Below are 14,604 nucleotides of genomic sequence, written 5' to 3' on the forward strand. Positions count from 1 at the left end.
CCCGGGGCAGGAGAGCGGTGCGACCGGAGCGACGGGTGGGGGCCGAGGATGGCGTCTGGGGCGGGGCGGACGGGGTGGGTGCGCGAGCGGGAACTGCTGCCCGAGCTCTTCTGGACCGCCGACGCGGCCTCCCTCCAGGGCCAGCGCCGCTCGGTGGTGCTCTCCGCCTGGGAGCTGGTCCTGCTGGTGGTGGCCGCCGCGACCGGCTCCGCCGACGGCGAGCCCTGGGCCTGGCCGGCGGCCGTCGCGTACCTGGGCGCGATCGGGCTCTCGGTGGTGATCAGCCGGCAGAACCCGCAGGGCCTCTGGTACGAGGGCCGGGCGGCCGCCGAGTCGGTGAAGACGCTGGCCTGGAAGTTCGCCGTCCGGGCGGATGCCTACCAGCCGCCGCCGCGCGCCCTGCCGGACGCCGAGGGCCTGTACCGGTTCCAGCTCGGGCGGGTGCTGGGCGCGTTCCGGGGCGGCCGGGTGGTCGGGCCGACGGCTGGTGAGGAGTCCGGCGGGATCACGGCGGCGATGCGCGGGCTGCGCGCGGAGCCGCTCGCGGTGCGCCGCGAGGTGTACCTGCGGGAGCGGATCCAGCTCCAGCACGACTGGTACCTCGCCAAGTCCCGGTACTGCGCGCGGGCCGGCCGCTGGGCCGGCGTGCTGGGCGTGGTGCTCCCGGCGCTGGGGCTGGTGCTGGCGGTACTGCGGGCGCTCGGCGCGTTCGGCTACGACGCGCTCGGCACGGTCTCGGCGGTGGCCGCCTCGGTCACCGCCTGGGCGCAGCTGCGCCAGTACCGGCCGCTGGCGGCCGCGTACGGGCTGGCCGCCGACGAGCTGGAGCTGATCCGGCGCCAGCTGAACCGGCTGGACCTGGACTCGCCGGACGCCGAGGAGCTGTGGGCCCGGCTGGCCCGGGACGCCGAGGACGCGGTGTCCCGGGAGCACACCACCTGGCAGGCCCGCCGGGAGATCCGCACCACCACCGACCGGGACCACTGACCGACCGGACCACTAGAGGAGGCCACGGGTGACGTTACGGATGGTCAAGGCGGCGGACGGCCGCGCCCTCGCCGTCGAGTCCCTGGGCGACCCACGCGGCCGGCCGGTGTTCCTGCTGCACGGCATGCCCGGCAGCCGGGTGGGCCCGCATCCGCGCAGCACCGTGCTGTACCGGCTGGGGGTGCGGCTGATCTCCTACGACCGGCCCGGCTACGGCGACTCGACCCGGCTGCCGGGCCGCCGGGTGAGCGCGGCGGCGCTGGACGTGCGGACCATCGCGGACGAGTTCGGGCTGGACGGCTTCGCGGTGCTGGGCCGCTCCGGCGGCGGCCCGCACGCGCTGGCCTGCGCGGCGCTGCTGCCGGAGCGGGTGAGCCGGGTGGCGGTGCTGGTGGGCCTGGCGCCGCGCACCGCGGCCGGGCTGGACTGGTACGCGGGGATGACCCCGTCCAACGTGCGCGCCTACCGGGAGGCCGAGCGCGGGCACGGCCGGATCGCCGACACGATGGAGTTCCGGTCCCGGCAGATCAAGGACGACCCGGTCCGGCTGTTGAACGGGCTGCGGCCCGAACTGTCGCCCGCCGACCGGGAGGTGGTGGCCGACAGCGGGCTGCGCCGGATGCTGCAGAGCAACTACCGGGAGGCGTTCCGGCACGGCGCCGACGGCTGGATCGACGACGTGCTGGCGTTCACCGCCGACTGGGGCTTCAAGGTCGAGGACGTCGCGGTGCCGGCCTGGCTGTGGCACGGCGCCGACGACCAGTTCTCCCCGGTCGAGCACTCCCGCTGGCTGGCCGACCACATCCCGGGCGCCGAGCTCTTCCTGGAACCCGGCGCCGCGCACTTCGGGGCGTTCCGGGTGATGACCACCGCCCTGGCCTGGGCGGCGGGATAGCGCCTGCCGACGGTCAGGCCTTGACCGGGGTGACCGGCTCTCCCCCGCCGAGGACGGCGAGGACGTTGTCCACCGCCAGGCCGCCCATCGCCTGCCGGGTGCGGACGGTGGCGCTGCCCAGGTGCGGGGCCAGTACGGCGCGTTCCTGGGCCAGCAGCGCGGACGGGACGGCCGGCTCGTGCTCGAAGTTGTCCACGGCGGCGGCGAACAGCGCGCCGGACTCCAGTGCGGCGGCCAGCGCCTCCTCGTCCACCACGCCGGCGGTCATCGCGACCACCACCGCGCCGGGCGGCAGCAGGGCGAGCCGGCGGGCGTCCAGCAGGTGCCGGGTGGCCTCGCTGAGCGGGCAGGTGACGACCAGCACGGTGGAGGTGGCGAGCAGTTCCTCCAGCGGCTTCCAGTCGGCGCCCTCGGCCTCGCCGGGCGGCAGTTCGCGGCGGTTGTGGTAGGCGACCGGCATGTCGAAGGCGCGGGCCCGGCGGGCCACCGCCTGCCCGATCCGGCCCATTCCGAGCACGCCCAGCTGGGTGCCGGCGAGCTCCATGCCGAGCAGGAAGTTCGGCGCCCAGGTCCAGGGTCGGCCCGAGCGCAGCAGCCGCTCGCCCTCGCCGAGCCGGCGGGTGGCGGCGAGCAGCAGCGCCCAGGCCATGTCGGCGGTGGCGGTGGTGAGCACGCCGGGGGTGTTGCTGACGTGGACGCCGCGTGCGGCGCAGGCGGCGAGGTCGATGTTGTGGAAGCCCACCGCGTGGTTCGCCACGATGGCGAGGTCGGGCCCGGCGGCGTCCAGGAACTCGGCGTCGACCCGGTCGTCGAGGGTGGTGACCACGGCCCGCCGGCCGGGCACGGCGGCCAGCAGCTCGGCCCGGCCCATCGCCTGGTCGGAGTCGTGCAGGGTGGCGGGGTGGTGGTCGGTGAGCCGTTCGATCACGCCGGGGGCGAGGCGCCGGGTGACCAGGACCGGGGGCGGGAGATCGCTCATGGTGCCGCAGCGTACCCGCCCCCGTTCGACCCCTGGGTCACACCGGCTGCGGCTCCAGGTCGCGGTTGATCCGCTTCCAGCCGCGCGCCGAGACCGTGTTGGGGTGCTCCTCGCCGACCTGGCGGATCAGTTCGGCGATCGCGCGGGCCCGGAGTTCGGCGGCCTGGGTGTGCCGGTTGAGCGCCCGCAGGGTGACGGCGAGGTTGGCCTCGCAGGCGACCGCGTCCGGGTGCCGGGGGGTGTAGCGGTCGCACAGGCCCTGGTAGGCGGCGCGGCCGAGCTGTTCGGCGAGCTCGTTCTGCCCGTCGTCGCCGTAGGCGTTGGCCAGGTTGATCAGCGCGTTGAGGGTGTACGGGTGCTCGGCGCCGACCGAGTTGGTCAGTCCGTCGACGGTGGCCCGGCCGCGGTCGATGGCGCCCTGGACGTCGCCGCTGCCCCGCAGGTAGATGCCGAGGTTGTTGGCGCAGGCCAGGGTGAAGGGGTGCTCGTCGCCGAACAGCCGCCGGTGGCCGTCGTAGACGGTGGCGCACAGGTCGCGGGCGGCCTCCTTGTCGCCGGAGGCACTGTGGTCGGCGGCCAGGTTGAGCGCGCAGGCCAGCGCGTCGGGCGCGTCGGCGCCGTAGCGCTCCAGGTACCGCTCGTAGGTCTCCTTGGTGATCCGGCGGGCCTCGGCGAGCTGGCCGATCCGGCGCAGTGAGACGGCCAGCGACTTGGCGTTGCGCAGGTTCTCCGGCAGGTCGGGGTCGAGGACGTCGCCGAGGTCGGCGGTGACCTCCTGGAGGAGTTCCACCGAGCCGCGGTAGTCGCCGAGTTCGCGCAGGTCGCGGGCGAGGTTGGACTTGGTGGACAGGGTGTAGGGGTGTTTGGGGCCGAGCACGGCGGTGCGCCGGTCCAGGGTCTCCTGGTCGAGTTCGCGGGCGGCCTCGCTGTTGCCGACCAGCCGGTAGTCGATGGCCAGGTTGTTCGCCATGGAGAGCGTGCGCGGGTTGTCGTCCCCGAACAACTCCCGGAACTGGTCGAGGATTTCGCGGTCGAGGTCGAGCGCGGCCTGGAACCGGCCGAGCGCCCGGCGGTCGGCGCCGAGGGAGCCCGCGGTCATCAGGGTGTACGGGTGGTGCTCGCCGAGGAGGGCGCGCTGGCGTTCCAGGGTGGCCTCGTCCAGGGCCAGCGCCTCGGCGTAGTTGCCCTGCGAGCGCAGCACGTTGGCGAGCTGGAAGCGCAGCAGCAGGGTCTGCCGGTCGTCCTCGCCGAGCTTGCGGGTCCACTCCTCGTCGAGGGCGTGGCCGAGGTCGCGGGCGCGGTCGAGTTCGCCGCGCTTCCACAGGTAGCGGACCCGGTCGATGAGCAGCTGGCGGGTGTCGGCCTCGTCGCAGTTGTGCGCCTTGGACGGCGACAGGTGCGGCCAGATCTCGTCGAAGGCGGGCCAGTTGGCGGGGTCGTCGGTGTCGCCGAGGACGGGCCGGGCGCCGGTGAGGATGCGGTGCACCTCGTGGACGGCGATCTCCTGCTCGTCGTCGGTCATCTCGGCCCGGATCACCGCCTGGACGAGGCGGTGCACCTGGAAGCTGTTGCTGCCGGCGTCGACCTTGGCGAGCGCGTACCGGCCGATCGCCTGGATCACCTTGCCCAGCATGAACTTGTCGCTGAGGTCGGCGTCGTACTTCACCAGCGCCCGGATCATCTGGTCGCTGTAGAAGAGGTTCATCGAGATCGGCTCGGGCGCGAAGAAGGCGCACAGCTGCAACAGCCGCACCGCCGCCGGGGACTGCTGGCGCAGCCGTCCGATGGACACGTTCCAGGTGGCGCCGACCGGGGTCGGGTAGTCGGCGGGGCGGGCGACGGCCAGCGCCCGGGCGGCCTCGGCGTGCAGCTGGGCGACGTAGGTGTCGACGGGGGTGCCGGTGGTGTCCAGCCAGGCGGCGGCGACCTCGACGGCGAGCGGCAGGTCGCCGACCGCCTCGGCGACCCGGTCGGCGTCCGGGCGGGACAGGCCGCGGGCCCGCCGGCAGAGGTGCTCGACGCTCTCGCCGCGGGTGAAGACGTCGACCTCCAGCGCCTCGGCGTGTCCGGTCCAGGCCTGGTTGCGGGAGGTGACCAGGATGTGGCCGGAGCCGCCGGGGAAGAACCGGCGGATCTCGGCCGGCTCGTCGGCGTTGTCGAAGATCAGCAGCCAGCGCGAGGTGGGCACGCCGCGCCGCAGCGCCTCCCGGGCGGCCTCGGCGGCCTCGGAGACGGCGTCGCCGACCCGCAGGCCGAGCCGGCGGGCCAGCTCGGCGAGCGCCGGGGCGACCAGTTCGGTCTGCTCGGCGTCGATCCACCACACCAGGTCGTAGTCGGACATGAAGCGGTGCGCGTACTCCAGCGCCACCTGGGTCTTGCCGACGCCGCCGAGGCCGTACAGCGTCTGCGGGGTGGGCAGCACGGCCGCCATGCCGCCGCGCAGCTGGTTGCGCAGTTGCTCCAGGACGGCGGCGCGGCCGGTGAAGGAGGGGTTGCGCGGTGGCACGTCCCACACCGAGGGCTTGCTGCCGGGGAAGCGCGGACCGCCGCTGGCGGGTTCGTCGAGGGCGACCTCGCCGCGGCCGAGTGCGCGCAGCAGGGTCTGCACGGACTGCGCCTCGTCCCGGCCGACCAGGTCGACCGGGTTGCGGTTGCTGAACGGCGCGGTGAGCCGGACGTCGCCGACCCGGACCGGGACGAGCTGGCGCCGGGTGCCGGACGGGTCCGAGCTGACCACGGACTCCCACAGCGCCCGGGCCTGCGGGGAGCGCTGGTAGGCGGGCGAGAGCACGGCGACGGTGCGGTAGGCGGCGTCGATGCCGCGCTCGGTCTCCTCGCGCGGGTCGGTGCCGGCGCTGAGGTCGCGCGGCAGCACCCGGAAGCCGGCCCGGGTGAGCACGGACTCGATCCAGTCCGCCCACATCCGGTCCTCGGGCACGTAGGAGAGGTAGAGGTCGGCGGGCACCGACGGGCGGCGGCGGGTGAACGCGTCGACGTAGCGCAGCCGCACCTCCTCGTCGATCACCGGCAGCGAGGTGACCCGGCCCTCGGTGATCATCCCGGTCAGCCGCTCGCAGGCGGCCAGCATCGAGGTGGGCGTGCCGGTCTGGTCGCCGAAGGTGGCGAGGATCTCCTCGTAGGCGTAGAACGGCCGGTACGGGATCTCCACCGAGCCCCAGTACGACGCGAGTTCCTCGCCGTTCAGGCCGGCCGGCAGGCCGTCGAAGCGGACCCGGGCGAGCGCCCGGCCGGCGTCCGCCTTCTCCTTCTCGCCCTCGTCGATGCGCATCGGGACGGGCAGGATGCGGATGCCGCGCTCGCGGTAGCGGTCGTGGATGTGCTGGGCGATCCGGGAGGCGCCGTCGATGGACTGGTCGCTCAGGGTGAAGCAGACCACCAGGTCGTCGGGCATCTGGACGGTGCAGATCTCGGCGATGTCGGACAGGCCGGTGCGGGAGTCGATCAGCACGTAGTCGTAGCGCTTGGCCATGTCGGCCTTGAGCGCGTCGAAGAACTGCCCGCCGTCGAAGCGGTCGTAGAAGATGTCCCAGTCGAGGTGGGTGACGGCCTCCGAGTAGTCCCGGTTGAACTGGCCGGCGGAGAGGAAGTCCAGGCTGCCGCCGCGCGGGAACAGCGGCCAGGACAGCGACAGCGCGTGCGGGTGCACCCGGGCGAAGTCCAGGTGCCAGCCCTCGGCGTGCTCGACCGGGCGCAGCGCCTCCTCGCGGTACTCGGCGATCAGGTCCATCATCCCGGTGGTGCCGGCGAGGGAGGCCGGGTCGAGGAAGGGGTGGAAGAACTTGGCCAGGCCGGGCGCCTCCAGGTCCCAGTCCACGGTGAGCACCCGGAAGCCGTTGGCGGCCAGGATCCAGGCGGTGTTGGCGAGCGCCATGGTGCGCCCGGTGCCGCCCTTGTAGGAGTAGAAGGTGATGATCCGGCCGTTGCGGTCCTGCTCGGAGGCCTGCCGCTCGGCTTGGCGCTGGGCGGCCAGTTCGGCGGCGGTGAGGCCCCCGATGCGGAGGTTCCTGGTGCGGTTCTCACTCATCTGGGTCCTCCCCCGGGGTACGGCCCGTGGTCCGGGTCGTCGCCTTCCTCGCGTGCTGGCTGGTCGCGCTCTGGTCGGTCGTCGTCGTTCTGGTCCTCGCCGCCGAAGGGGTTCGGGCCCGGGCCCCGCCGGAACGCGTCCCGCAGGCTCGGCCGGGGCGGCGGCGGGTCGTCCGGCTCGGCCCGGGTGCGGCCCTCGAAGGCGTACTTGGCCTTCATCGCGGCCCGGGGCAGCGCGTCGTCGAAGTCCTCCAGGGTGTTCAGCCCGGTCGGACCGGTCACGCCGAGGAAGCTGGGGCGGCTCGCCCGCCGGGTGATCCGCAGCGCCTGGTCGCTCAACTCGCCGAGTTCGCCGCCGCGTTCCTCGCACTCGGGGTCGTCGGTGTTCCACGGCTCCAGCACGCTCACCCAGGTGGCGTCGGAGCGGTCGAAGCGCCGGACCAGCTCGCGGCGCTGCGGGTCGCGCAGCGCCCACCGGTCGAGCAGCAGCAGGCCGGGGGCCGCCGCGTTGCCCTCGATGATCGACTCGACCTCGTCGTCGAACTCGTGCACGGTCGGCTGGAAGCCCAACTGCCGGGCCAGCCTGACCGCGTGCTGGGCGATCGGCGAGCCGGCCGGCCGGTACGGGTGCCAGTCGGTGCGCCGGGCGCCGTAGTAGTCGGGGTTGCGGTCGGTCGGCACCTCGCCCTGGTGGTAGGAGAGGACGGAGATCCGCAGCTGCTTGGTCGGCGCGGTCACGTTGAAGGCGCTGGGCAGCCCGTTGAAGTCCAGCCGGCGCCCGACCGGGATCACCGTCTCCTCGGCGACCTGCACGATCCGCGCCGCCAGCCGGTGCACGGCCAGCTCGTAGGCGGAGCGGAAGTAGGTGAGCTTCATCAGCGCGTACAGGCCCTCGGTGGCGTAGTCCGGCCCGAAGCTCGCGTGGTTGAACTGGAGCTCGCTGGCGACCTTGGGCAGCCGGTAGCGGCTCATCGGCGCCCAGAGCACCGGCACGATGCCGCTGGTGCGCTCCGAGTCGATGTTCGCCGGGTAGACCGGGCGCCGGGTGAAGGCGTGCCACTCCTGGCCGCACGGCACGCTGTTGAAGTAGCGCGGCGAGTACAGCGGCACGAACACCCGGCAGGCGGCCAGCTCCTCGGACAGCCGTTCGGCCCACAACTCGCCCTGGTGCATGGACTCGTCCATGAACCCCACCGGCACGCCGGCCGGGACCGTGGTCAGCTGGAGCACCGCCTCGCACAGGTCCCGGTACAGCTGGCGCACCCAGTGGTTGGGATCGCCGGCGCCCCGCGCACCGGCCTTCGGGGTGTGGGCGTAGGAGAGGAAGAAGTACGGCCGGGCGTCGTCCTCGTCCCAGCCACGGTCGTTCACACGCGCCTCCCCCGGGCCCGTCGGCAACCTGGTTCCCGCAGCCCCCGTGCGCGGGGCTTCAGTGTAGGAACGAGTGACGCCGCAATGGAATAGCACAACGACCGGCACGAATTGACATGACCGAAACGAGGCGGGTTTGACAGATGATCAGCTCGCAGGGGCGGTCTTCTTGAGTTCGTCCTCGTCGACGATCTGATCGGCGGGCGGGGCGGCGATCGTGACGGGCGCGTCGTAGTCGGAGAAGTCCATGGCCAGCTCCCGCTTGCCGTCCTCGGACTGGAAGGACTCGATCCGGACCGGACGGGCCCCCTCCGTCGCGACGTACCCCTTGTACGCGCCGTCCTGCTTCGACGCCACGAAGAGCCCCACGACCTTCTGGCCGTTCACCGTCTTGGCGCCGTCGTTGCCGGCCTCGCCCGGTTTGGTACCGTCCCCGAACACCGGGAGCCGCTTGAAGTCGCAGATCCCGGACACGCCGTCAAGGATGTCCTGGGACTTCACGCGCACCCAGCGGCTCCTCAACGGCTCTGCGACCTCGCCGAACTTGCTCAGCAGCTTGGCGTCGTTCTTGATCAAGGTCTGACCGGAGATGCGGAGCAATCCGACCTTGCCCTCGCCCGATTGCCCGATGAAGCCCGTGCAGTCGCCGTTGGGTGTCGCCGACACCTCGAAGGATGCCTTCTCCGCCCCGTCCGATTCGGTCCCGGTGATCTTCACGGACTTGGCCTTCATGAGCTCGCCGCGCGCCTTCTCCACGATCGTCGTACCGGTCGCCGACTCCAGCCGGTCGAGGTCGGGGCTCGTGGTGGCCGACCCCGTGGCCGCGGCCTTGCTCTCCTTCCCGTCACCGCCGCATCCGGCGACAGTGGCTATGGAGAGGAGGACGGCGCCGGTGACGGCGGCCCGCTTGATGCTCACGGTGAATCCTTCGTGGAGTGGTCGGTTCCGGTGATCCTTCGCCCCGGAACGATGCCATGTCCACGCCCCGGCGTCAGCCGAATTGCCCGATCCTCCCCGCGTACACCGCGTGGCTCCGCCGTGAACTGACGGTCTGCCGGTGGTGCGTGCCCAGCACCCGCGCCCGGTCCGCCGCCACCCGCTCCAGCAGCACCGCCGCCTCCGCGTACTGTCCCGCCTCGCCCAGGTTGTACGCGTGGTTGTGCCGGGCGCTGAGCGTGTGCGGGTGGTTCGGCCCGAGGACGCGGGCCCGGTCGACGGCCACCTGGGCCAGCAGCAGCGCCGCCTGCGCGCGCTCGCCGGACTGGCCCAGGTTGTACGCGTGGTTGTGCCGGGCGCTGAGCGTGTGCGGGTCGTCCGGGCCGAGGACGCGGGCCCGGTCGACGGCCACCTGGGCCAGCAGGGCGGCGGCCTCCCGGTACCGCCCGGCCTCGCCCAGGTTGTAGCCGTGGTTGTGCCGGGCACTGAGCGTGTCGGGGTGGTCGGCGCCGAGCACCCGCGCCCGGTCGGCCGCCACGCGTTCCAGCAGCGTCGCGGCCTCGCCGTGCCGGCCCTCCTGGCTCAGGCCGTTGGCCCGCCGGTAGTCGGCGGTCAGCTCCTCGGCGCCCGGGAGCCGGTCCGCCGTGACGGCCCGGAGGGCTTCGGCGACGGCGAGGGCGGGCCCGAGGCGGTCGGCCGGGTTCTTCGTCAGCAGCTGGAGGACGAGGCGGTCGAGGGCGGTGGGGATGTCGGGGCGCAGCCGCCGGGGCGGTACGGGCGGCTCGCTGACGTGGGCCATCGCGAAGGCCAGCGGCTGCCGCTGGAGGCCGAACGGCGGCTCGCCGGTGAGGAGGGCGTACAGCACGCAGCCGAGCGCGTACAGGTCGGCGCTGGTGTCGACGCGCTCGCCCCTGGCCTGCTCGGGGGCCATGTAGGGGGGCGAGCCGGGGTTGAACCCGGTCTGGGTGATCTGGGTGTGGTCGCCCTGGAGGGAAGTGGCGATGCCGAAGTCGAGGATGACGACGCCCTCGGTGCCGTCCTCGCGACGGGTGAGGAAGAGGTTGCCGGGCTTGATGTCGCGGTGCACGATCCCCAGGAAGTGCGCCACGGCCAGACCGTGGCAGGTCTGCACACCCCACTCGACGACCTCCGCGAGGGTCGGCCGCCGGCCCGACCTCAGCAGGACGTCCAGCGGTTGCCCGACCAGCAGGTCCACCACCACGAACGGGACCGGCTGCCCGGCGTCGTGGTGGATCCCGCAGTCGTGCACGGCGACCAGGTTCGGATGCTTCAACTGGGCGGTGATCAGCACCTCCCGCCGGAACCGGGCCTGCATCTCGTGGTCGGCCACCCCGCCGAGGCCCGGATGGATCAACTTGACCGCGACGTCCCGGGCGAGAAAGGTGTCGTGCGCCTTCCACACCGCGCCCATGCCGCCGGATCCGATGCACTCGACCATCCGGTAACGCCCGGCGATCATCGCGCCGCCCCGCATCGCTGCCCCCTGGGTAACCCGTCCTGCCCGCAGGTCACTTGCGCCCACACCGTACCGGCCGGGGGCGGGCCCCGTCCGTCGAACGGAGGCCCGCGTGCCACGGACGGCACCCGCCGTCAGCCGCAGTACGGGGCCTTGGCGGTCATGGCGGCAGCGACGCCGGCGAGGACGGTGAGGGCGGCGAAGCACCGGCCCGCGACGACGACGCCCTTGCGTTCCGCGAAGCACAGGGTCCAGGACAGGACGGCCAGGAGCACACCCACGACGACCAGGACGAGCACGCCGAATCCGGCGCCGAGCTTGAGCGGGCCCTTGCCCCAGCCGCAGTCCCCGGGATGGGTCAGCAGGTAGCGGGCCGTCACGGCACCGGCCAGGAGCAGCACGGTCGCGGTCAGCGGCACGGCCGCGCGCCGGATCCAGGGGGACTGCGGTGTGGTCACGGGCGTCTCCTCGCAACATGCGGAAGGGGCGGGCCCGGTCGGCCCGCCCCGATGGTGTCACCGCAGTGCTTGCCTCACTGGCCGCGGACCGCGGCGTTGATGAGCGCCGCCGTGTTGCCGTTCCAGAGCACCGCGTAGGACGTGTTGTCGCTGTTGCCGCCCTGCTGGTAGCCGCCGAGCGAGGCCACGGCGACACCGAGCTGGGGGATCTGGCGACCGTAGTTCTCCAGCAGCAGCGACCCGGAGACGCCGGTGTGGAAGTTGTCGCAGGGGAAGATCAGCTGCCACATCCAGTTGTTGGCCTGGCGGGTCCAGGCGAAGCACTGGAGGGGCTGGTCGCGGTTGTCCGGGTAGCCGGTGATCTCCACCCAGTTGCTGTAACCGGCGTTGGTGCGCCAGCCGTTGGCGCCGACCACGTCCTGGATCCGGCGCCCGTTCGACTTGTTGAGGACGATGAAGCCGTAGTCGTAGTCCGGGTGGAGGTTCTTCTTCCACGCGGTGGCGATGTAGCGGGACTTGACGGACCACTTGCCGTACGGGGCCTGCCCGTTGTGGTAGCCGGGCACGAAGACCGGGTTCGGCATCGGGGTCGGCGGCAGCCAGCTGGCCATCCGGTTCCAGATGCAGTGGCCGGCCGTGGCGATGATGTTCCCGGTGCCGGTGTTGATCACGGTGCCGGTGCAGCGCTCGTGGATCGGGCCGACGTTGAAGAACAGCGCGCCGACCGAGGGCAGCCCGTTGGTCGGCCAGTCGTTCGCCATCGGCTGCGCCTGCGGCTGGGCGGTACCGGTGCTGGTGTCCGCCGGGCTGGCGTCGGCGGACGCGTTGTCCACCGGGCCGGTCGGTGCGCCCGGGTCGGTGGACGGCGCGGTGGCCGCCGGAGCCGGCTGGGCGAGCCAGGACGAGGCCGAGATGACCGGCGTGTTGGTCGGCTGCTCGTCCTGGCGGGTGGCCGAGCCCGTGTTGCCGGAGGTGACCGGCGCGGTGTCCATCGAGATGGCGGACTGCATGGCCTCGGGCGTCCAGGCATCGAGCGCGGCCTGCGTCGCGGCCGGGTCGCTGCCGTCGTCGTCGGAGATCCGCTCGACGTTGGTGTAGGCGGTCGGGTCGGTGGCCGTTGTCGTGACGGGCCCGTCGGTGACCGGACCCGCGGTGGCGGCCGAGGCGGCCGTGCTCAGGCCGCCCATCGACAGGGCCAGAACTGTGAGGCTGGTCAGGACGGCGCGCCCGACCAGGCGTGGACGACTCATTCGGTGATCCCCCGTGAGTGAAAAGGACACGGAAGGGCGCACACCGAACTACGCGCGATGGCCCCCCGTGCGCGACAGCGGCCCACCGGGCTTCGGTGACCGCCGTCGCGCAGCCTGCCCAATCAGCTGTCGATCAGTCAAGGCCGGTTCTCATAAGGCCAGTTCGGGGCCCATTCAGTCGATGCAGAACTCGTTGCCCTCGACGTCCTGCATCACGATGCAGGAGTCGTGGCCGTCGTACAGCAGCTCCACGCGGACCGCGCCGAACGGGAGCAGTCGCGCGCACTCGGCTTCGAGCACGGCGAGGCGCTCCTCACCCACGAGCCCGGTGCCGACCCGCACGTCGAGGTGCACCCGGTTCTTGACGACCTTGCCCTCGGGAACGCGCTGGAAGTACAGCCGCGGGCCCTCGCCGGTGGGATCACTGCAGGCGAACCATGAACCCCGCTCCTCGGGAGACCGGGAGAGCTCGTAGTCCTCCCAGGTGGCGAACCCCTCCGGCGGCGTCGGCGGGACGTACCCCAGCACCTCGCACCAGAACCGACCGACGCGCTCGGGTTCCGCACAGTCGAACGTGACTTGGAACTTCTTGATCGATGACACCGGCGCACCATACCGGCGGGCCCGGGCCGAGCGCGGCCGATTAGTTTCGGCCATCCCCAGCCCGTGGCAGCATGATCGTCAATTTCCGGTCACCTAGGGAGGCTTCCGCCATGTCCGAGCTCGACCGCCAGACCGCCTACTGGGACTCCGTCGCGCCCACGAAGACGTTCACCCACCCGCTGCACCTGCCGTGGCTGGACGGCCTCGACCGGCACGCCGTGATCCTCGACTACGGCTGCGGCTACGGGCGGACCGTGGACGCCCTCGCCCAGCAGGGCTTCACCCACCTGGCCGGTGTCGACACCTCGGCCGGGATGATCGCCCGGGCCCGCGAACTGCACCCCGCCATGGCCTTCGACGTGCTGGACACCCCGCCGACCCTGGCCCGCCCGGACGCGAGCGTCGACGCGATCGTCCTCTTCGCGGTGCTGACCTGCGTCCCCGGCGACGAGGCCCAGCGGCGGCTGGTCGGCGAACTGCACCGCGTGCTCAAGCCGGGCGGCGTCCTCTACGTCAGCGATCTGCTCCTCCAGGAGGACGCGCGCAACCGCGACCGCTACGCCGCGTTCGCCGAGCGGTACGGCACCTACGGCGTGTTCGAGACCGGCGACGGCGCCGTCTGCCGGCACCACGCCGACGACTGGTTCCCGTCCCTGCTCGCGGACTTCGAGATCACCGACACCCGCCGGATCCCGGTGACCACCATGAACGGCAACGCCTCGTCGGGAATCCAGCTCCTCGCCCGCAGGTGACCGGGTCCCCGTGCCCCCGGGCCCCGGAAAACCGGTCGAGCGGGGCTGGCCCCGCTGCCTAGGCTCTGACCGCCACAGGGGCGGAAGGAGCAAAAGGCATGGCGGTGCATCTGATCGGCGGCGGTTGGGACGAGGGGGCTCGGCCGGAGCTGTACGGGCCGTTCCTCGACGAGGCGGGCCCGGATCCGGCGGTCGCCTGCCTGGTCATCGACGAGGGCGACGGCGCCGAGCAGTACGAGCGCTGGGCCGGGGCACTGCGCACCTCGGGCCGGCCGTGCCGGCCGTTCCCGGTGCTGGTGCCGATCGGCGGCGAGCTCGACCCGGCCGCGCTGGACGCCGCCGACGCCGTCCTGGTCTGCGGCGGCCTCACCCCGGCGTACCAGCAGGCCCTGGTCCGACCGCTCGCCGCGCACCTGACCGGGCGGCCGCTGCCGTACGCCGGGTTCTCCGCCGGCGCCGCGATCGCCGCCCGGCGGGCGGTGGTCGGCGGCTGGCTGACCGGCGGCACACCGCTCTGCCCCGAGGAGACCGGTGAGGACCTGGAGGAGTGGGAGGTCCGGGACGGCCTCGCACTGGTCGACTTCGCCGTGGAGATCCACACCGCCCAGTGGGGCACCCTGCCGCGGCTGATCGAGGCGGTGGCCACCGGCGCGGTCGAACGTGGCGTGGCACTCGACGAGAACACCGCCCTGACGGTCGACGGCCCCGCCCCCCTGGTCCGCGGCCTCGGCCGGGCCCACCTGGTCCTCCCCACCGGCAACGGCGGCGCCACCGTCCACGCCTACCGCAGCGGCGAACGCCTCCCGCTCTGAGCCCCCTGTCGCGCAGGAAGTCGGCCGGGCCGACAGATCC

General features: G+C 73.0%; 12 protein-coding genes. 4 read left to right on the forward strand and 8 right to left on the reverse strand.

Annotation, left to right across the window (positions count from 1 at the left end):
* Positions 1-78 precede the first annotated feature (78 nt).
* Positions 79-987, forward strand: a complete 909-nt coding sequence (locus ABTY15_RS27155; RefSeq protein ID WP_350600759.1) for a DUF4231 domain-containing protein — start codon at positions 79-81, stop codon at positions 985-987.
* A gap of 40 nt (positions 988-1,027) precedes the next feature.
* Positions 1,028-1,882: an alpha/beta fold hydrolase gene (locus ABTY15_RS27160; RefSeq protein WP_350600798.1), complete on the forward strand. Its 855-nt coding sequence runs from the start codon at positions 1,028-1,030 to the stop codon at positions 1,880-1,882.
* A 13-nt stretch (positions 1,883-1,895) separates the two neighbouring features.
* Here ABTY15_RS27160 and ABTY15_RS27165 read toward each other — a convergent pair whose 3' ends face one another.
* The 8 genes from ABTY15_RS27165 to ABTY15_RS27200 form a co-directional block, all read right to left on the reverse strand.
* Positions 1,896-2,861 (reverse strand): 2-hydroxyacid dehydrogenase, encoded by a 966-nt coding sequence (locus tag ABTY15_RS27165; RefSeq protein WP_350600761.1) that lies wholly within the window; start codon positions 2,859-2,861, stop codon positions 1,896-1,898.
* Between the two features lie 37 nt (positions 2,862-2,898).
* Positions 2,899-6,906, reverse strand: a complete 4,008-nt coding sequence (fxsT, locus tag ABTY15_RS27170) for an FxSxx-COOH system tetratricopeptide repeat protein (protein ID WP_502893599.1) — start codon at positions 6,904-6,906, stop codon at positions 2,899-2,901.
* Positions 6,903-8,276 (reverse strand): TIR-like protein FxsC, encoded by a 1,374-nt coding sequence (locus ABTY15_RS27175; RefSeq protein WP_350600763.1) that lies wholly within the window; start codon positions 8,274-8,276, stop codon positions 6,903-6,905. The genes fxsT and ABTY15_RS27175 overlap by 4 nt, the downstream gene beginning before the upstream one ends.
* Positions 8,277-8,423: 147 nt before the next feature.
* Complete coding sequence (locus ABTY15_RS27180; protein ID WP_350600767.1) at positions 8,424-9,194, reverse strand: hypothetical protein; 771 nt, start codon at positions 9,192-9,194, stop codon at positions 8,424-8,426.
* Between the two features lie 73 nt (positions 9,195-9,267).
* Positions 9,268-10,707 (reverse strand): serine/threonine-protein kinase, encoded by a 1,440-nt coding sequence (locus tag ABTY15_RS27185; protein ID WP_350600772.1) that lies wholly within the window; start codon positions 10,705-10,707, stop codon positions 9,268-9,270.
* A gap of 116 nt (positions 10,708-10,823) precedes the next feature.
* Complete coding sequence (locus tag ABTY15_RS27190) at positions 10,824-11,147, reverse strand: hypothetical protein (RefSeq protein ID WP_350600775.1); 324 nt, start codon at positions 11,145-11,147, stop codon at positions 10,824-10,826.
* 74 nt (positions 11,148-11,221) lie between these two features.
* Positions 11,222-12,397, reverse strand: coding sequence for a trypsin-like serine peptidase (locus ABTY15_RS27195; protein ID WP_350600778.1), 1,176 nt, complete (start codon positions 12,395-12,397; stop codon positions 11,222-11,224).
* Positions 12,398-12,571: 174 nt separating this feature from the next.
* Positions 12,572-13,000 (reverse strand): VOC family protein, encoded by a 429-nt coding sequence (locus ABTY15_RS27200; protein WP_350600781.1) that lies wholly within the window; start codon positions 12,998-13,000, stop codon positions 12,572-12,574.
* 110 nt (positions 13,001-13,110) lie between these two features.
* Between ABTY15_RS27200 and ABTY15_RS27205 the strand changes: the two genes are divergently transcribed.
* Positions 13,111-13,752, forward strand: a complete 642-nt coding sequence (locus ABTY15_RS27205) for a class I SAM-dependent methyltransferase (RefSeq protein WP_350600784.1) — start codon at positions 13,111-13,113, stop codon at positions 13,750-13,752.
* Between the two features lie 98 nt (positions 13,753-13,850).
* Complete coding sequence (locus tag ABTY15_RS27210) at positions 13,851-14,564, forward strand: Type 1 glutamine amidotransferase-like domain-containing protein (protein ID WP_350600786.1); 714 nt, start codon at positions 13,851-13,853, stop codon at positions 14,562-14,564.
* The last annotated feature ends 40 nt before the right edge of the window (positions 14,565-14,604 follow it).

Origin of the sequence: Kitasatospora sp. NPDC097643 (assembly GCF_040302625.1) — a bacterium.
In the GTDB taxonomy this organism is placed as follows: domain Bacteria; phylum Actinomycetota; class Actinomycetes; order Streptomycetales; family Streptomycetaceae; genus Kitasatospora.

Bases quoted from the DNA above. Each gene is read 5' to 3' on its own strand.
- ABTY15_RS27205 (WP_350600784.1), top strand. From the start codon at position 13,111: ATGTCCGAGCTCGACCGCCAGACCGCCTACTGGGACTCCGTCGCGCCC.
- ABTY15_RS27160 (WP_350600798.1), top strand. From the start codon at position 1,028: ATGGTCAAGGCGGCGGACGGCCGCGCCCTCGCCGTCGAGTCCCTGGGC.
- ABTY15_RS27195 (WP_350600778.1), bottom strand. From the start codon at position 12,397: ATGAGTCGTCCACGCCTGGTCGGGCGCGCCGTCCTGACCAGCCTCACA.
- ABTY15_RS27185 (WP_350600772.1), bottom strand. From the start codon at position 10,707: ATGCGGGGCGGCGCGATGATCGCCGGGCGTTACCGGATGGTCGAGTGC.
- fxsT (WP_502893599.1), bottom strand. From the start codon at position 6,906: ATGAGTGAGAACCGCACCAGGAACCTCCGCATCGGGGGCCTCACCGCC.
- ABTY15_RS27165 (WP_350600761.1), bottom strand. From the start codon at position 2,861: ATGAGCGATCTCCCGCCCCCGGTCCTGGTCACCCGGCGCCTCGCCCCC.
- ABTY15_RS27210 (WP_350600786.1), top strand. From the start codon at position 13,851: ATGGCGGTGCATCTGATCGGCGGCGGTTGGGACGAGGGGGCTCGGCCG.